Annotated in this window: 13 protein-coding genes; 8 read left to right on the top strand and 5 right to left on the bottom strand. The window is 49.6% G+C overall.

The window, feature by feature from the left end:
• Positions 1-107: 107 nt before the first annotated feature.
• Positions 108-1,679, top strand: a complete 1,572-nt coding sequence (gene rny / locus IEY24_RS12205; RefSeq protein WP_188932405.1) for a ribonuclease Y — start codon at positions 108-110, stop codon at positions 1,677-1,679.
• A gap of 15 nt (positions 1,680-1,694) precedes the next feature.
• Positions 1,695-3,233, top strand: a complete 1,539-nt coding sequence (locus IEY24_RS12210; protein WP_188932407.1) for a magnesium chelatase ATPase subunit I — start codon at positions 1,695-1,697, stop codon at positions 3,231-3,233.
• A 75-nt stretch (positions 3,234-3,308) separates the two neighbouring features.
• On the opposite strand, the gene recA is transcribed toward IEY24_RS12210, so the two are convergent.
• The gene (gene recA, locus IEY24_RS12215) at positions 3,309-4,376 is read right to left on the bottom strand and encodes a recombinase RecA (protein WP_188932413.1); all 1,068 of its coding nucleotides are present in this window, start codon (positions 4,374-4,376) and stop codon (positions 3,309-3,311) included.
• A 350-nt stretch (positions 4,377-4,726) separates the two neighbouring features.
• On the opposite strand from recA, the gene IEY24_RS12220 reads away from it, so the two are divergent.
• Both IEY24_RS12220 and IEY24_RS12225 read left to right on the top strand, forming a co-directional pair.
• Positions 4,727-5,764: an aminopeptidase gene (locus IEY24_RS12220; protein WP_188935137.1), complete on the top strand. Its 1,038-nt coding sequence runs from the start codon at positions 4,727-4,729 to the stop codon at positions 5,762-5,764.
• A gap of 10 nt (positions 5,765-5,774) precedes the next feature.
• A complete protein-coding gene (locus tag IEY24_RS12225; protein ID WP_188932415.1) occupies positions 5,775-6,581 on the top strand; it encodes a DUF3108 domain-containing protein in 807 nt (268 codons plus the stop codon).
• Here IEY24_RS12225 and IEY24_RS12230 read toward each other — a convergent pair.
• Both IEY24_RS12230 and dnaA read right to left on the bottom strand, forming a co-directional pair.
• Positions 6,538-7,551 carry a GNAT family N-acetyltransferase gene (locus IEY24_RS12230; RefSeq protein ID WP_188932416.1) on the bottom strand — a complete coding sequence of 338 codons (1,014 nt, stop codon included), beginning with the start codon at positions 7,549-7,551 and terminating at the stop codon, positions 6,538-6,540. The genes IEY24_RS12225 and IEY24_RS12230 overlap by 44 nt on opposite strands.
• 40 nt (positions 7,552-7,591) lie before the next feature.
• Entirely contained in the window at positions 7,592-9,019 is a 1,428-nt protein-coding gene (gene dnaA, locus IEY24_RS12235) for a chromosomal replication initiator protein DnaA (RefSeq protein WP_229222171.1), read from the bottom strand.
• Between the two features lie 220 nt (positions 9,020-9,239).
• Here dnaA and scpA point away from each other — a divergent pair, with 220 nt between their 5' ends.
• Together scpA and IEY24_RS12245 are read left to right on the top strand one after the other, a co-directional pair.
• Complete coding sequence (scpA, locus tag IEY24_RS12240; protein ID WP_438821070.1) at positions 9,240-12,203, top strand: methylmalonyl-CoA mutase; 2,964 nt, start codon at positions 9,240-9,242, stop codon at positions 12,201-12,203.
• A gap of 277 nt (positions 12,204-12,480) precedes the next feature.
• Positions 12,481-12,876: a DUF4369 domain-containing protein gene (locus IEY24_RS12245; protein ID WP_188932418.1), complete on the top strand. Its 396-nt coding sequence runs from the start codon at positions 12,481-12,483 to the stop codon at positions 12,874-12,876.
• Between the two features lie 935 nt (positions 12,877-13,811).
• Here the strand turns inward: IEY24_RS12245 and IEY24_RS12250 are convergent.
• Both IEY24_RS12250 and IEY24_RS12255 read right to left on the bottom strand, forming a co-directional pair.
• A complete protein-coding gene (locus IEY24_RS12250) occupies positions 13,812-14,168 on the bottom strand; it encodes a hypothetical protein (RefSeq protein ID WP_188932420.1) in 357 nt (118 codons plus the stop codon).
• Complete coding sequence (locus IEY24_RS12255; RefSeq protein WP_188932422.1) at positions 14,108-14,719, bottom strand: hypothetical protein; 612 nt, start codon at positions 14,717-14,719, stop codon at positions 14,108-14,110. The genes IEY24_RS12250 and IEY24_RS12255 overlap by 61 nt, the downstream gene beginning before the upstream one ends.
• A gap of 157 nt (positions 14,720-14,876) precedes the next feature.
• On the opposite strand from IEY24_RS12255, the gene IEY24_RS12260 reads away from it, so the two are divergent.
• Together IEY24_RS12260 and IEY24_RS12265 are read left to right on the top strand one after the other, a co-directional pair.
• Complete coding sequence (locus IEY24_RS12260) at positions 14,877-18,032, top strand: T9SS type A sorting domain-containing protein (RefSeq protein WP_188932428.1); 3,156 nt, start codon at positions 14,877-14,879, stop codon at positions 18,030-18,032.
• Positions 17,989-18,315, top strand: coding sequence for a hypothetical protein (locus IEY24_RS12265; RefSeq protein WP_188932429.1), 327 nt, complete (start codon positions 17,989-17,991; stop codon positions 18,313-18,315). The genes IEY24_RS12260 and IEY24_RS12265 overlap by 44 nt, the downstream gene beginning before the upstream one ends.
• The last annotated feature ends 19 nt before the right edge of the window (positions 18,316-18,334 follow it).

Below are 18,334 nucleotides of genomic sequence, written 5' to 3' on the forward strand. Positions count from 1 at the left end.
CCTTTGATTTAACAGTATCTGCAAAAATATTCTTTCAATTTCTTCCATTTTCGGCATTTCAACGCGGGTGTAGTCGGTAAAACCAACTATATATAACCATTATTGAAATGTCTAATTCATTGTATTTCATCGTCATCCTGTCAGATATCATCGCCATAGGGGTGGGTATTTTTGCAGGTAAGTACATCTTTCAGCGATCATTCGACGCAAAGGAAAAAGAGGCCCAGGAACGTGCAGCTGAAATTCTCCGGAATGCAGAAGTAGCAGCCGAAAACATCAAAAAAGACCGCATTCTTGAAGCGAAAGAAAAGTACCTCCGCTTGAAAACCGAATTCGAAGAAGACGCCAATAAAAAACGCAGCATCCTGCAAGGCAACGAGCAGAAGCTCAAACAACGCGAACAGAGCCTCAACCAGAGCATCGAACAGGCCAAACGCAAGGAAAACGAGCTGGACACGCTCAAAAACAACCTCAGCCAGCAGCTGGAAACCGCAACAAAGCGCCGCGAAGACGCGGAAAAATCCTTGCAGCAGCAGGTTGCCCAGCTTGAAAAAATAGCTAACCTTACCGCAGAACAGGCGCGCGAGCAGCTTGTAGACGCATTGAAAGCCGAAGCCGAGACCCGCGCGGGATCCTATATTAAAAGCGCGATGGAAGAAGCGCGTCTTACCGCTACCAAAGAGGCGAAAAAGATCGTTATCGAAACCATCCAGCGCACTGCCGCCGAGCATGCCATCGAAAACTGCGTGTCGGTATTCAACATTGAAAACGACGATATCAAAGGTAAAATCATCGGCCGTGAAGGACGTAACATCCGCGCGCTGGAAGCAGCTACCGGTGTTGAGATTATCGTAGACGATACCCCGGAAGCGATCGTTATCTCAGGTTTTGACCCCGTAAGAAGGGAAATAGCCCGCCTTTCATTGCACCGTTTGGTGCAGGACGGACGTATCCACCCTGCCCGTATTGAGGAGGTGGTGGCCAAAACACGCAAAAATATCGAAGATGAAATCGTTGAGATCGGTGAAAGAACCGTGATCGACATGGGTATCCACGGCCTTCACCCTGAACTGGTGAAAATGATTGGCCGGATGCGGTTCCGCTCTTCTTACGGGCAGAACCTGCTGCAACACTCGCGCGAAGTAGCCAAATTGTGCGCTACGATGGCTGCCGAACTTGGCTTGAATACCAAACTGGCTAAACGCGCCGGTCTGCTGCACGATATTGGTAAAGTATGGCCCGAAGAATCGGATCTGCCGCACGCGATCCTGGGTATGGAGCTTGCCAAGAAATACAAAGAGAACCCAGAGGTTTGCAATGCGATCGGAGCCCACCATGACGAGATCGAAATGACTTCTATTCTTTCGCCGATCATCCAGGTTTGCGACGCCATTTCAGGCTCTCGCCCGGGCGCCCGCCGCGAAATGATGGAATCCTACATCCAGCGTCTTCGCGACCTGGAAAACCTGGCCTTGTCCTTTGATGGCGTCGAGAAATGCTACGCGATCCAGGCGGGCCGCGAGCTGCGCGTGATCATCGATGCGGATAATGTTTCCGATGAAAAAGCGGGTCTGTTATCGTTTGACATCTCCCAGAAAATTGAAAAAGAAATGCAGTACCCCGGCCAGATCAAGATCACGGTGATCCGTGAAATGCGCTCGGTGGCATACGCGCGTTAATCCACTATTTCATACATGACTTACTCAAAGCTTACAAGCACAGAACTACTGGGAATCCGCACGCTCGGAGAACTAAAAAAAGCAGGTTATCGGTCCCGTTCGATCAAGCAGGAGCTAAGAGATAATCTGATTGAAAAAATCAGAAACAAAGAGAATGTTTTCCCCGGAATCTGGGGTTATGAAGAAACGGTCATTCCTGATGTGGAAAGGGCCGTTCTTTCGATGCATAACATCAACTTTTTGGGTCTTCGCGGGCAGGCCAAGACGCGTATCGCACGCATGATGGTAGGTCTGCTGGATGAATATATCCCCTACATTAAAAATTCAGAGCTGCACGATGATCCTTTGGCCCCGCTCTCACGCTATGCCAAGGATGTGCTGGCCGAGCAGGGCGATAATGCCGAAATCGGATGGCTGCACCGCGATGAGCGCTATACCGAGAAACTGGCTACGCCCGATGTTTCGGTAGCGGATCTGATCGGTGATGTCGACCCGATTAAGGCGGCAACATTGAAGCTTCCCTACTCGGATGAGCGCGTGATCCATTTCGGATTGATACCTCGCTCTCACCGCGGCATTTTCGTGATCAATGAGCTGCCCGATTTACAGGCGCGTATCCAGGTGGCGCTATTCAATATTTTGCAGGAAGGCGATATTCAGATCCGTGGTTTCAAACTGCGGTTGCCGCTCGATATTCAGTTTGTCTTCACTGCTAACCCAGAGGATTATACCAACCGCGGAAGCATTGTAACGCCCTTGAAAGACCGGATCGAAAGTCAGATCGTCACCCATTACCCAAAGACGATCGAAACCGGCAAGCGCATTACCGAGCAGGAAGCGGTTGTCAAACCAGAGCAGAAGGGCATTGTGCGCGTCAATGAGCTTGTTAAGACCCTTATTGAACAAATTGCATTTGAGGCCCGCGAAAGTGAATATGTCGACAGCAAAAGCGGCGTTTCGGCGCGTCTGACGATTTCTGCATATGAAAGCCTTCTGAGTACTGCTGAGCGCAGAGCATTAATTAATGGCGAAAGCTCGACCTACGTGCGCGTTTCCGACCTTTACGGAGTCGTTTCCGCGATTTGCGGAAAGGTGGAGCTCGTCTACGAAGGTGAAGTGGAAGGCCCTGTGATCGTAGCTCAGAACCTGATCGGTAAAGCGATCCGGACCCAGTTTCTGAACTTCTTCCCGGATCCGGAAAAAAGCAAGAAGAGCAAGATCAATCCTTACGCGAAAGTAGTCGAGTGGTTTGGCGCGGGCAATGAAATGGAAATGCCTGCCGATATGACCGACCGCGAATACATCGCCCGTTTGAAAACCATCGACGGCCTGGATGATTTCGTGGATATGCTCTCAGCATACAATGATGCCGAAGAAAAACTTTTCATGATGGAATTCGCCCTGCACGGTATGGCCGAATTCTCGCTGGTAGGCAAGCAGGCCCTCGATCAGGGCATGAAATTTCAAGACCTGGTCAGCAGCATGTTCTCAGGTCCCGGGGAAGATGATTATGACTTCGACGAAGACGACGATGATGATCGCAAGCCTTTCTAGAAGATTCAAATAGACTACAAATAAAAATGCCCTGCTACAAACAGGGCATTTTTTATAATCAATGCAATTGAAAACTTATTCCGGTGAACCCTCGTCTACCACATTAGGCTCGCTGGTGTCGATCAACACATCTGGATCGACATTTACCTGGCCGCGGATCTTGGCTTCCAGCTCATCCATCAGCTCGGGATTATCTTTGATCAGCGCTTTGACCGCGTCACGACCTTGTCCGAGTCGGTTACCGTCATAGCTGAACCACGAGCCTGATTTCTTGACAATATCCAGCTCCACAGCAAGGTCGATGATCTCCCCTACTTTGGAAATGCCCTCGCCGTACATGATATCGAATTCCACCACTTTGAATGGAGGCGCTACCTTGTTCTTAACTACTTTCACACGTGTACGGTTACCCAGGATCGCGTCAGCACTTTCCTTGATCTGGCCCACACGGCGGATATCCAGCCGAACGGATGCGTAGTATTTCAATGCATTACCACCTGTTGTTGTCTCAGGGTTACCAAACATCACACCGATCTTCTCGCGAAGCTGGTTGATGAAAATACAGCAGCAGCCTGTTTTGTTAATCACCCCGGTCAGCTTACGCAGGGCCTGGGACATCAAACGCGCCTGCAAACCCATTTTGCTGTCGCCCATTTCACCTTCGAGCTCAGCGCGTGGTACCAATGCGGCCACCGAGTCGATGACGATAATGTCAACAGCGCCGGAGCTGATCAGGTGCTCTGCGATTTCGAGTGCCTGCTCACCGTTGTCGGGCTGCGAGATAAGCAGGTTGCTTGTATCGATGCCGAGCTTTTCAGCGTACGAACGGTCAAAAGCGTGTTCGGCGTCTATGAATGCAGCAAGGCCACCCTTTTTCTGGGCCTCGGCAATACAATGCATCGATAATGTGGTTTTACCCGATGATTCCGGTCCGTAGATCTCCACGATCCGGCCACGGGGAACACCGCCTACGCCCAGGGCGAGGTCAAGGCCCAGTGAACCGGTTGAAATCACGGGAATATCTAATACTTTGGTGTCGCTCAGACGCATCACAGTACCTTTTCCGTAAGTCTTATCGAGCTTTTCGAGCGTGGTCTGTAACGCTTTTAGTTTGTTGTCTTTATCTGTTGTTGCTTGTGCCATAAAAATGGTAACAGTAATTTGGTTGGTACATAAAAAAGCGGCTTTTGCAGGACAAAAACCGCTCGTAAATGGGTCTTTATTGTTTTGTAAAAATAGCTAATTCCAAGTGAAACAACAACCCGCATTTTGCCGAAAAACTTAATATTTCCCGAAATTTTCGCATTTTCGGGCGTTTACAAAACAGGAAATAAAATAGCGATACCCAAGTGAGCGGAACTGATTATTAAACGGCGTCAAAGCATCTTCTACCAGCACTTAGATATCATTGATTTGCCTAATTTTACAACGATTACCGATTTACATCCGGGCATCATTTCAGGGGCCGGATGCATTCACTTAATATTGAAATTGTGATCAAAAAAATATTGGTTGCCCTTTTGGCCGTCGTGGTACTGCTTGGTATATGGCAAAGGGATGTGCTCACTTACGCATTTTTACAGGCCAAAGGACAGATTGGCATACTCATGCAGGTAGAAGACGTTGAAGATGTGCTGGCCAGCAAAACGTTTCCCGATTCGCTCAAAGCGAGGATCCGTCTCATTGAGGAGATTAAGAAATTCGGTGTGGACTCGCTCGGGCTGACACCCTCTGATAATTATACCACGTTCTACGATCAGCACGGCCGGCCGCTTATCTGGCTGATCACCGCCTCGGAAAGGTATAAAGTCCAGCCGCACCAGTGGCATTTCCCGATCGTGGGCACATTCCCCTACAAAGGCTATTTTGATTCAACCCGCGCAGTTGCCGAAGAAAAAACATTGATCGACAACGGGCTGGATACCGATATCGGTGAAGTATCAGCGTGGTCTACGCTCGGCTATTTGAAAGACCCAATCCTTTCCAGCATGCTCCGCCGACGCGATGGCAGCCTGGCCAACCTGATCTTGCACGAGCTTACGCATGGTACGCTTTTTGTGAAAAATAACCTGGAATTGAACGAAAACCTGGCCAGCTTTGTGGGCGATCAGGGTGCGATCCGGTTTTTGAGATACAAATACGGAGCGGATTCTGAGCAAATGCGTCAGTATGAGTACTCAAAACGTTATAATGACGCCTATTCACAGCATATGCTCAGAGGCGCAGGCCGGCTGGATAGTCTTTACAAGACATTCGGCCCCGACCCGACACCGAATGCGCGGCGGGACTCGTTGAAGGCCAGATTGATCACTGATATCGTCAGCGACACGGATACACTTCTTTCAGGCAAGCGTACGTTAACAAACAAAAACGGCTGGCCCGACGGAAAACTTCCCAATAATGCTTACTTTATCAGCTACCTGACCTACAAGTCCAAGCAGGACACTTTCAGGCAGGAATTTGAAAAAAAGTTTGGAAGGGATTTAAAGAAATACCTGAACCATTTAAAGGGACAATACCCTTCCCTGTAAAGTTATTAGCATGAAAAAATCGTACGCATTACTATTAGCCATTTCGACATTAGCATTGCTGTTCTCTTTCCGCCAGTTCGAGGAGAACGCGGAAATCGACCGCGTAGTACACAACAAGAGCTTCGGAACCGGCGAACGGGTCGAATACCGGGTGCATTATGGGTTTATCAACGCGGCAGAAGCGAAGGTAGAAGTAAGCAAAGCGGTTTCGATGATCAACAACCGCCCTTGCTACCGTGTCAATGTCATTGGCCGAACAGTAGGTGCATTTGACCTCATATCCCGCGTGCGCGACACCTGGCGCTCCTATATCGACACAACCGCCATTCTCCCGCACATGTTCGAGCGGCAGATCCAGGAGAACAAATACCGCAAAGAGGAAACGGTATATTTCAATCACAGCAAAGACCAGGCCGTTTCAAATGTGAAGGCCGAGAGTAAGACCTACAATGTACCCAACAACATTCACGACATCATCAGCGGCTATTTTTTCCTTCGCACCATCAATTTCGAGAAGGTTCGCGAAGGCGATATCATCGAAGTACCCACCTTCTTCGACGGTGAAGTCTACAAGCTCCGCGTGCGTTACGTGGGCAGGGATGTGATCAAAACCAAATTTGGAAAAACGAAAGTATTTAGATTATCTCCCCAGATCCCTTCCAATAAATTCTTCAAAGGTGAAGAACCGATGGCGCTCTGGATCTCGGACGATTCCAACAAAATTCCACTAAAAGCCGAGGTCGATCTTAAAATCGGCTCGCTGGAAATGGATCTTAAATCCTACAAAGGCCTGCGGAAAGATATCGCCTGGTTTTGATAATCAGCCAGCTGCGAAGCGTTTGAATCTGAGCTAGCGGAAAAGGCAATGCATTTCTTCTGATCTGATAAAAAGGCATTGCAACCGCCCCGAAGCCCGCATAATATTCCGCAATGGATTGTTTTTCAGGACTTTCAAAATCAAAGACCATTTCCGCGCCTGCATTGCCCCGAAAGTAGTTGTCAAGCATTAGCACTCTCGCATTTTTCTTTCTTCCCGCATTGTCCGCTGCATTAAAAAGATAGACCGTTCGCCCGCGGTAGCGCGTAAGCAATGTACCTGCGTGTGTGCGCGCGTCTGCACGTGCATACAGGAGTCTTCCTGACCCGTTTTCAAGGCACTTGCTCCCAAGCCGTTCCAGCATCGTGTAAGCGTCGTTCTTGACCCTGCCTATCCTACGGGCATGGTTTTCGGCAAAAAGCGTCCTCAGCATTTTGAAATTGTCCGATTCGATCATCTGCCATTTTGCACTGATGCCTCTTTTAAGATTTAACTTCCGGTCCTTGGAATAACCTGAATCGATAGCCTCGTAAGAGCGGTTTAAATCCAGCCAATGCGTGTGAAGCACCTTGATATCAAAGCATTTCATGCCATCCAACACGCCGCGCATTAGCTGAAAGGTCTCAGGATTAAAAGTGTAGCTGGAAATGTAAGGATAATGCGCAGCCAATGCTTGAAGAAACAGCGCGCAATGTTCTGCGTCCGGCTCGTTTCTGGAAAAAATCCCCAGATACTGACAAAACAGCGGTTGGTATAAAACCCGGCGGCCAAATCTTCGCCTGACCGGCAATGGCATTGCAATCCGGAAGTCATCAGCCGAAGGCCAGACCAGCGCTTGCCATTGCTCACAAACGATATCCAGATACCAGCTCAAAGCGTAAATGACGCCTTGCCGGCTATGATGAATGTGATTATCCCAGATTTGAGCATCGATCTGCTCTCGGGAAAGAAGGATAGGTTTCCGCAACATCGTGTTCAGGGAGTTGTCCTGTACATTGATACGTCAAAACCTATTTAAAGTAACTGCGGAGCTTCTGCAAAGTTTCTTCCACGTCCGGGGTTTCGTCCATCAAAAGGTTAATGCTCTGGATCGAGTGAATCACAGTACTGTGGTCGCGGCCGCCGAAGTGGTAGCCGATCGATTTCAAAGGTAAATCGGTGTATTCTTTCGCCAAATACATCGCCAGCTGACGCGGGTAAACGACCTCCTTTTTGCGGCTTTTGCTTTTCAGATCGGCAATGGAAACCTGGAAATAATCAGCGATGATTTCCTGGATCGTGTCAATGGTAACCTCCTTGTCCTCGTTCATCACGATGTTGCGAAGCGTATTTTTCGCAAGTTCCACGTCAATATTGCGGCGCGTGAGCGAAGCCTGGGCCATCAGCGAAACAATGACGCCTTCCAGCTCCCTGACGTTAGAGTTGACACTGTGGGCAATGTATTCGATCACATCATAATCAATCGAGATGCCTTCGGACTGGATCTTTTTCTGGATGATGGCGATACGCGTCTCAAAATCCGGCGCCTGCAAATCGGCCGTCAGGCCCCATTTGAAGCGGGAAAGCAAACGGTCCTGCAAGCCTTGCAGCTCACGAGGCGGGCGGTCGCTTGTCATGATGATTTGCTTGCCGAGCTGGTGCAGGTGGTTAAAAATATGGAAGAATGTATCCTGTGTCTTTTCCTTACCCGACAAAAACTGCACATCGTCAATAGCCAGCACATCCACTTTCATGTAAAAATCAGTGAATTCTTGCAGTGTGTTGTTGCGGATCGAGTTGATGAACTGGTTGGTAAATTTCTCGGAGGAAACATACAGCACCAGCTTGTTCTCGTAGTGGTTGGTGATATAGTTTCCGATAGCCTGCACAAGGTGCGTTTTACCCAGCCCTACCCCGCCGTACATCATCAGCGGGTTAAAAGAAGTAAGCCCCGGACGCTGCGCTACGGCAAAACCAGCCGAACGCGCAAGCCTGTTACAGTCGCCCTCGATGAAGTTATCAAACGAATAATTGGGGTTCAGATAGGTGTCCAGCGTGAGCGAATCCTGGTCTTTCTCCCTCACACTAGTTCCCATGCGCGGGTCGGTCGAGAAATTATCCGGCCGGGAATAATTTGGAGATTTCTGCGTTGAAACATTCATCGTCAGCGGCTGGTGCTTCTCGTTGCCAGTATCGACGATAATGGAATATTCCAATAATCCGTCGCGACCAATCGCGTAATCCAGCGCCTTCCTCAGCAGATTGACATAATTATCTTCCAGCCATTCATAGAAAAACTGGCTCGGAACCTGCACCGTAAGTACTTTACCATAGAGCTTTAAGGGACGAATGGGTTCAAACCACGTCCTAAAACTCTGATCGGGAATGTGCTGCTGAATAATCCGCAGGCAAGCATCCCAAACCTGGTCTACCTCTCTATTTGTGCTGATTCTTTCCAATGTATAATTTACCAAACTCTGAGTATCATAATTCAAAAGGACGGCAAAGATATAAAAATACCTGATCTCTCCAGATGAAACGAACATTCAATTTAATCCTCATAAAGTGTATCTGCAAACCCATAAATAAAATAACGAGCGTAATCGTGCCCAGAAGGTTACAGAAGCAGTTTTGATTTTCTGCCCCCGTTTTTGCGTGCCAAAATTTGTAGTTTTGCTCATGGCGCATATCCTTGAATCGTTCAACAATCCACAGTCGATGTCAGCAAAGCTCTTTTCTGAATTTTCCCCATCCGGGAAATATGCCTGGAAAAAACTGGCAGCCGGTGAGTTGAAAGGCCGCACGGGCCTGCTCGATTCATGGGAAATAGCAGCTGGCTTGCATTTCAAACCCTATGTGACCGCCGCTGAAATAGACTGGGAAACAGTCGCCAAAGTTCAGAAAGCCCAAAGGAAAACTGCTGGCTGGGTTAATGTGAACGAGGGGCTTATAAAAGAGTCGCGGCCATTCAGCATAGAGCTGCAAGGCACAGAACCCGTTTCGCAGCTGGCAGGAGCCCTTGCTTGTTTTTCAAATCTGTATTACAATCAGAGCCCATCCCCTGAGCTCGCATTTGAGCAAACCACGTTCCTTGTTCCTCTCGGCTGCCAATACCTGACTGAAATCGCCAAACTAAGGGCATTGCGATACCTTTTAAGTAAAATGGCGCGGGCATTCGGACTGCCGGGGCACAGCGCCCCCTTTATTGAGGCCAGCACATCGATCAGCTACAAAGTCAATGAGGCCGACTATACCAATCTGATTAGAGCCACCAGCCAGGCCATGAGCGCTGTGATCGGAGGATGCGATGCTCTTACCGTACTTCCTTATGATCAATCAGCTAATGCATTGGCTCAGCGGCTGGCCACACACGTTTCTTACATTCTTGAACACGAAAGCCTTTTATCCCAAGTAGCAGATCCTGCGGCAGGCGCATATGCGCTGGAAGATATGACATTGAAACTGGCGGATGCTGCCTGGGAAGCCTTTCTGAAAACTTCTCAAAATGAGATTTTTATAAATCTTTCTGATGAAACTGTTCCTGAAAATCTTGATCGTAAGCAGCCCGAAGCGTTTCAAACTGCCGAAGGCATCGCATTGAAGACTACATTTTCCCAAAACGACCTGGCAGACGCCGAGCACCTGGCATTCGGCGCAGGCGCTCCCCCGTTTCTGCGCGGCCCCTACGCGAGCATGTATCTGGAGCGGCCGTGGACGATCCGGCAATATGCAGGCTTTTCAACCGCCGCCGACTCGAATGCTTTTTACCGCAGAAACCTTGCCGCCGGTCAGAAAGGCCTGTCGGTAGCCTTCGACCTGGCCACTCACCGGGGCTACGATTCGGACCATCCGCGTGTGACAGGCGATGTAGGCAAAGCTGGGGTCGCCATCGATTCGGTGCAGGATATGAAAACACTTTTTGAGCAGATCCCGCTCGAACAAATGTCAGTGTCGATGACCATGAATGGTGCGGTAATACCTGTTATGGCATTTTTTATCGTTGCTGCGCAGGAACAAGGCGTGCAGCCCCACGAGCTTACCGGCACAATACAGAACGACATTCTGAAAGAGTTTATGGTGCGCAACACCTACATTTACCCGCCAGAGCCGTCTATGCGCATTGTCGGCGATATTTTCGCCTATGCCAGCCGGTTTATGCCGCGTTTCAACTCGATCAGCATCAGCGGCTACCACATGCACGAGGCGGGCGCGCCCGCCCATATCGAGCTCGCCTATACGCTCGCCGACGGGCTCGAATACATCCGCACAGGCCTTGCAGCAGGGATTCCCATCGATGATTTCGCACCCCGGCTGTCGTTTTTTTGGGGAATAGGCATGAACCATTTTATGGAAATCGCTAAAATGCGGGCAGCTCGGGTTCTTTGGGCAAAAATTGTCAGCCAATTCAACCCCAACAATGAAAAGTCGCTCATGCTCCGCACGCATTGCCAGACCAGCGGTTACAGCCTTACCGAGCAGGAGCCATTCAATAACATCACCCGCACGACGATCGAGGCCATGGCCGCCGTTATGGGTCACACCCAGTCGCTGCATACCAACTCGTTTGACGAGGCCATTGCGCTTCCCACCGATTTCTCGGCCGGCATCGCGCGGGATACCCAGCTTTTCATCCAGAAGGAAACCGACCTGTGCAAGGCTATTGACCCCTGGGGCGGCTCCTATTACGTTGAGTATCTCACAGCGCAGCTGATCGGGAAAGCCTGGCAGCTGATCGAGGAAGTGCAGGCATTAGGCGGAATGACCAAAGCGATAGAAACGGGCCTGCCTAAAATGCGCATCGAAGAAGCTGCCGCCCGAAAGCAGGCGCGGATCGATGCGGGTAAGGAGGTTATAGTTGGGGTTAACCGTTATAAAAGCACCGAAAAACAATCTTTTGAAATCCTACAAATTGACAATGATGCGGTAAGGAGCGCCCAGATCGCCAGACTGGAAGCTATTCGCCGCGATAGAAATGAACCGGCGGTGCACCACGCATTGCAACGTATCACGAGCGCCTGCAAAGAAATGGGTGGAAAGGATATGCATTCAAATTTGCTTGCTTTGGCCGTGGACGCGGCCCGTAAAAGAGCCACATTAGGAGAAATCTCAGATGCAATGGAAAAGGAATTCGGCAGATACCAGTCCACGATCCGGTCCGTTTCGGGCGTTTACCGGACGGAAGTTTCGGATGATGATAACTTCCGCCGCGCACGCGAAATGTCCGACGAGTTTGCCCGGCTCGAAGGCCGCAGACCGCGGATAATGGTTGCCAAAATGGGCCAGGACGGCCATGACAGGGGCGCAAAAGTGATCGCGACAAGTTTTGCCGATCTTGGATTTGACGTCGATATTGCCCCGCTATTTCAGACGCCCGCAGAAGTGGCCATGCAGGCTGTTGAAAACGATGTGCATGTAATTGGCGCCTCGAGCCTGGCCGCAGGGCACAAAACGCTCATTCCAGAGCTGATCAGTGAGCTTGAAAGGCTCGGGCGAAGCGACATTATGGTTATTGCCGGAGGGGTAATCCCTGCCCAGGATTATCAGTTCCTGTACGATGCGGGGGTTAAAGGCATTTTCGGGCCCGGAACGGTCATTTCCGTGGCAGCACAGGAGATTCTCGGCAAGCTGATGCAGGGAAATTAATCGTTTCAGGAAACTACCTTGAACGCGTCTCAACAGGAGAAGGGTTCCCAAAATGCATAGTGGAAGTCAAAAATTTGCCTCCAAGCAATTGCAAATCTGTTTAGTGGATGTTAGGGTTGAAATTAGGCATTTCTCAACGGCTGTTCATTTCTATTTTATGTTCACTGAACATGAACAAAGCGAGATAATAATTAAGTTTGGTACAAGTTACTTCCTTGCTCAATCTCTAATCCCCGTTTCAGAAACGCGGACAGTATCACCCTCAAAAAAGGCTGCCGTGATTTTCATGTTGGCCTTGCTCGCTAGCAGTTGGAGCGTAGTTGCCCAAAGTTGCATTGTGACTGGCGAGATCAATGGCATTGGCGATATACCCATTCAATTCAGATACATGAAGAATGGCGAAAATAAGATAGATACGGTTGTCGCCAAAGGCGATCGGTTCCGGTACGTCGCCCAAAAGCCTGACGACGGCATGTTTGATATTTTCATTAAGTACCCGGCGTGGAGAGGCGTGTGGTATGAAGCCGGGAGCCTTACAGTTTCGGGCAACATCGACAAACCGAAACAACTGGAAATCAGAGGCACCAAGGACAACGACCTGCTCACCGCCTACAATAAAATTAGATGGGCGTACCGTGAAAGAGCGCCAGGCCAACTGGATCCAGCTCGCTGACTTCCCGTTTGATCGGGGTGAGATAATGAAAGCCTACAAGATCTCCGAATTCCCTACCTATTTTCTTGTCGACCAAAATGGGATTGTAGTAGCAAGGGAAAACAATTTTCGCGACATTGAAAAAATTGTCACCGAGACGAAAGCCTTTCGATAAGTACACCGTTAGCTATGCGGAAAAAACTCTTTCCTATATTACTACTAGGCTGCATTCTATACACTTGCAAGGATGAAAATCCGTATTTTAACCAGTGTCAGGACGGGCCGATCAAATTCGAATTGTTCAATGACGAATTAAATCCCAAAGTGAGCTTCAAAGATTTGAGCAGTTTCGACACTCAATACAAAATCATACAAAGCGAGCGCCAAATGTATCAAGACTTAGAAATCCTTTATTTTAGAAACAAGATCGATTTTACAACTAAGAGTCTTATAGTCATTAGTATAAAACTAAATACATATGCTCAGGTCCTGTCTCAAAACATTATTGCCCATTGTCCTAGCAACAAACTCGCTATTAGCGCCGAGCTTAGATACGGCTCACAGCCTAGAGAAGGAATCAGTTATGTACTTGCGATAATACCGAAAGTTTCATCGGATACACGAATCGAATTTCTTCCAACCTTTACACGCTAACACGCAAATCTATTGCCGGCACATTACCACGATATCCAATTTACGACAAGTTTCGTATTGACTAAATGCTAGAATAGTGCAATACCTCGCTCATTTTTCCCGCAAATAACGCGTAATATTTACATTTATCATGATGACATGCAAACGGTTTTTGACTACTGATTGCCGTTAGAGGTGCCGGATTATCATACCGTTTTCAGCGTTCGTGGAAAGAATCCAAGGCCTGACGGGAAGCCGAAGTTTGAGTTTTGGAAATATGATAAAAAGTTGAACCGTCATGCACATTTTTCATAGCCAACGAGTCACTTCTTTTCATACTCGTACCGACTCATGCCCGCTTCGGCGAATCCCCAGGTGGGCGCGTAACGTATTTCTTCCCGGAGCAGCTTTCCGTAATACTTTCTTCTGTTCAGAGTATTCGTGCCGATCAATGTGCGGATCTGGTTGCCGGCGACGTCGAATTCATAGGTCGTTCTGGCCTGCCCGTTGCCGGCGGCATTCCGGGATATTTCCGCTGACGGCAAGGTGTTGTTACCGGTGTATTCGGTGCTGATGACCGTTTCAAGTGCATTCTGATGATTAAAACGCTCGGTGCGGATTACGCGGTTTTGGCTGTCGTAGGTGTAGTTGTCAGTGCTCGACAGCTCGTTATCATACATATAAGCCTGCATTTTACCACATTCCCGCGGCTGTCATGAGTGTATTTGTAGTGATGATGTTTCCCGAGCGACTCGGACCATGTGTATGTTTCAGTGAGCCTCCGGTTTGCATATACATAATGCTTCGAATGCAGCAGCGTACCCACCTCGTTCGTTATATCCTCCTTTGTCAGCAGGTCGCCCTCATAAGTGTAGGAGGTCGTGTTTGCCAATGTGAGGGCGTTTACAGGCCCTGCGTACACTTTTTCGGTTGCCTTCCGGTCATTGATGTAAGTGTAGGTTTTGTAGGTCAAGAGCAGTTCGGGAACATCGTAATAGGACTGGCGCGTCAGATTTCCTGCTCCGTCGTAAGTGAATTCCACATATCCGCCGGGCTGCGGCGAATCCGATTTGCTGAAATTGAGAATTTTCGTCAACCGGTAGTGGTCCGAGTTGTAAACGCTCGTATCGCCTTCATTCGGCCCCGGCGGCCCCTGGAAAGTTTCGATTTTCTTGTCTTTACAGCCTCCCAGGAAATACACAGCCAGGATCAGGTAAAAAAGCTTTTTCATAGCGAACGATCTGAGTACTACCCTCATCAGACAGGAAAATCCTTGAAATAGTTGCAAGGTTACTTTTGTTTAATCGCAACGCCGGTGACTTAAATTGTGTCTACCTGGATGATTCCGGCCTACTGGATATTTCCTGAACAATCCCACCTGCATGATTATGAATTTGACATTTACATCCTACGGTCTCCGGCTACTTGTAGTGCTTTCTTTTTGCTGCCAAATGGCCTTTGGACAGGAAAAACCGGTTATGTGCGGCACCCGAGATGCCGACGCACCGCCGCAAATAAAGCAGATGATGAGCCAGCTGCCGGCCATCATGGCCAAGCAAAACACGCGGACTGCCGCAGGAGAAATGAGAATATGCCGCGTTGCGGTGGAGATTGATTCGGATACTTATGTGAAATACGAGCGCGACACCGCGGCGATTATCCAGACGGTGATCAGTAATGTCGAAAAATGTTCGAAATTTTATGAGCGGGAGGCAAACTTCCGGATGATGGTCACAAGCATCCGGATTTTCAAAGACACCGAGCCGAATCCTTACGCCAACGCACACGATGTGCATGCCATGCTGACGATCCTGGCCAACAGGCAGGTGTCAGACCAGAATTTTGACAAACGCATTTATCTTTATACGAAGCCTGTCGGTGGCGGTGCTTCGGGCGTGGCCTTCATTGGCGGTGTCTACAATGTGTCGCCGCTAGAAAATGCCGCAACACTCATGCACGAGTTTGCCCATAATTTCGGATCGTACCATACCAACTACTGCGGCTGGCCCGGCGGCCCGCTCGATTACTGCGGCGGAGTAGAAGGGGACTGCTACACCAAATCTTCGGAAGTAAACACAAAAGGGTCGCTCATGAGCCGGTGCGGCAGCAATGGAGCCGGAGAAGCGCTTCATCCGATGGTGCAGGCGGTGATAAAACAGCACGCCCAGGTCACTTTTGCCAAAATGGAATCCGCGCCGCAGGCGCCTTCACTGCCGGGTGACATTACTGCTGTGAAAGGGGATTTTTACACCTGGTCGGCATCGACGCTGGCCAGCACTTATGAATTCAGCTATTCGACGGATGCTAATTTCAATGGCGAAACCCTCGAAACCACCGCCGTAAATGGCATTAACTTATTGAAACAAACATTAGGCGCCGACTATTTCGTGCGGGTCAGGGCACGCAATGCATTCGGCACGTCCGACTGGTCCAACACGGTTAAAATCCGCATCGCCCCCGACCAGCCCGACTTGCCGGTGCTTCTGGGGCCTGCCAATCACGCATTTCTTCCGGCGCAGCTTCCGGTGACATTGTCGTTCTCGAATGTTCCGGGTGCAGCCTCGTATCAGGTGCAGGTCTCGCCGCTCAGTGATTTCGACTTTGCTTATCCGGCCAGCGAAATCATTTCCGGAAATCAATATAACTACGTGCCGTATTTCGGCGGGTTCAAATGGCGGGTAAGGGCAATTGCGAATGGAAAAACAGGCAAATGGTCGGAAATCGGATATTTTTCGGCGAATGCGCGCCTGAACATGGTAGGGCTGTACCTGCCTGTCCCGGATAACATGCTCGATGTACCCCGCACGATCCCGATCGCCTACGCGCCATCAACTTACTATTCAAACACGCACATAACAGTTGCCGACAATCCGGAATTCAATAATCCGCTCTTCCAGCGTAATTACGAGCCATTTTTGGAAATCGCGGATGTGCTGAAAGACCTGCCTGCCAACACGCAGCTCTACCTCCGTGTGCAGGAACGCCAAACAGACCTGATCAATTATCCCGACCGCGACCTGGTCGACTACACCATTCAGTTTACCACCGGCAGCGCCAACAGCCCTTATGCGCTGACATTCCTCAGCGAAAAAGACCAGCCCGTTTTTGGAAAACCCAATCCCAAAATCGCCGTTTCCAAAGACCATGTGTGGCTGGGCGTGATCGATGCCGGTTTCATCAAACTCGACCAGAAAGCGCTTACATTCCAGACATTTAACCGCGCTAACACCGATGGACTTCTCGGTGTGGGAATGGACAATTCCGTTCGCACGGATAACGAGCGGAACATCTACACCATCAACCCCGCGGACGGTTACCGGTTCCGCAAAGTGAAGCTTGTCAACGAAAGTCCTTCTGGCGACGCGACCGTGACGACCATTCCATTTGTCGGTTACATCCAGGATTTTAGTCCGCAGCACCAAGTGTTCTGGACGCAGCGGGTTATTTACAAGGAAACGCCCGACGGTTTTATCGCGCTTCGCCAGGTCTCGGACAGTCAGTTGATCAAGGATATCCGGTTCCGGGACAATAAAGCCTGGATTCTGATTCTCAACATGGACCGCGATTACAGCACCGAAATCCTCGTCATGGACCTCAATGACCACGATTTGATCTACACGATTGATTACCAGACCAGCCCTGCCATCGAAAATGTGATCGACCAGATCGAGGTCCAGCCCGACGGAAAAGTATGGCTCCGGCAAACGGATTATTTCACCCAATTCAGCTCCCTGGCCTATTTCGACGGCACTTCCTGGTCGCTTTTCGACTCGGGTAATACGGCATTCGGAACCCGCATTTCCAGCATCAATATTTCCCCCTCCGGTCAGCCTTACGTCCTCGCTGTGGGCAGTGAAACGCAGGTGTACAAATTCCATAATGGCCAATGGGAGAAGGCAGGCGATGCGTTGCCATACCAGCGGTTTGACGGCGATTTGTGGGTAGATACTTACGATAGCTTCTGGATCTCCAACCGCTTCGGGCTGGCAAGGCTCGGGTCCGACGCCGCATTTCCTGTTACGCTGGTGCATTTCAGGGCCACTCCGGAAAACAATACCGTGGTACTCAACTGGAAAGTCACCGACCAGATAGACATGGCTCGTTACGAAATCGAGCACAGCACCGACGCGAAGCGCTTTCACGTAATCGGAGAAGCGCCGGCGATTGACACCGCTTTGTATAGTTTTGTGCACACCAGCCCAGCGCCCGGCACCAATTATTACCGGCTCAAAATGGTCGAATCCAACACAGATTTCGCCCTCAGCAAAATAGTGAAAGTAAATATGAATGATCTGGCGGAAGTTGTAATTTATCCAAATCCGGCTGCCAGCTTGCTCCATGTGAAACCGAGGCCGGAACTCGTTGGTCGGTCCGGCCGGATCACGGTGTTCAGCATAGAAGGAAGGCGGATTTATGCGAAAAAAATAGATCAATTTCGGGAGCAGGAGCCGGTCGATGTATCTACTCTGGCTGCGGGCAACTACCTGATCAAGGTCGAAAATGGAACCTCTGCCAACAGCAGGGTTGTGCAGGTCGTCAGGTAGCGGAATGCATTCCTTCATGCGAATGGCCAACACGCAGCACCAGTATCTGGTTGAAATATATACCAGGCAATTTCGAAGACAATTGAGAATCAACCGCAAAAAGATCGTTCATGGCACACAGTTCGTCGAAGAGTTGAACGGCGAAGTTAATGACGGACTTCGCAAAAGAAGGCTCTCATACGACGCTGAAAGTAATTCCCGACGAGACGAATTGGCGCAGGCAAGGTGGGAAATAGTCATTCAAAACGAACTTGACGCTCTGAGAGCATTTTCAAGTGAATGATTGTGAGCCGGAAATTACC

This window comes from Dyadobacter endophyticus (assembly GCF_014641595.1).
In the GTDB taxonomy this organism is placed as follows: domain Bacteria; phylum Bacteroidota; class Bacteroidia; order Cytophagales; family Spirosomataceae; genus Dyadobacter; species Dyadobacter endophyticus.

Excerpts from the sequence above, each read along its gene's own strand:
- rny (WP_188932405.1), top strand. The coding sequence starts at position 108 with ATGTCTAATTCATTGTATTTCATCGTCATCCTGTCAGATATCATCGCC.
- IEY24_RS12210 (WP_188932407.1), top strand. The coding sequence starts at position 1,695 with ATGACTTACTCAAAGCTTACAAGCACAGAACTACTGGGAATCCGCACG.
- recA (WP_188932413.1), bottom strand. The coding sequence starts at position 4,376 with ATGGCACAAGCAACAACAGATAAAGACAACAAACTAAAAGCGTTACAG.
- IEY24_RS12225 (WP_188932415.1), top strand. The coding sequence starts at position 5,775 with ATGAAAAAATCGTACGCATTACTATTAGCCATTTCGACATTAGCATTG.
- IEY24_RS12230 (WP_188932416.1), bottom strand. The coding sequence starts at position 7,551 with ATGTTGCGGAAACCTATCCTTCTTTCCCGAGAGCAGATCGATGCTCAA.
- scpA (WP_438821070.1), top strand. The coding sequence starts at position 9,240 with ATGGCGCATATCCTTGAATCGTTCAACAATCCACAGTCGATGTCAGCA.
- IEY24_RS12250 (WP_188932420.1), bottom strand. The coding sequence starts at position 14,168 with ATGTATGATAACGAGCTGTCGAGCACTGACAACTACACCTACGACAGC.
- IEY24_RS12255 (WP_188932422.1), bottom strand. The coding sequence starts at position 14,719 with ATGAAAAAGCTTTTTTACCTGATCCTGGCTGTGTATTTCCTGGGAGGC.
- IEY24_RS12260 (WP_188932428.1), top strand. The coding sequence starts at position 14,877 with ATGAATTTGACATTTACATCCTACGGTCTCCGGCTACTTGTAGTGCTT.
- IEY24_RS12265 (WP_188932429.1), top strand. The coding sequence starts at position 17,989 with ATGGAACCTCTGCCAACAGCAGGGTTGTGCAGGTCGTCAGGTAGCGGA.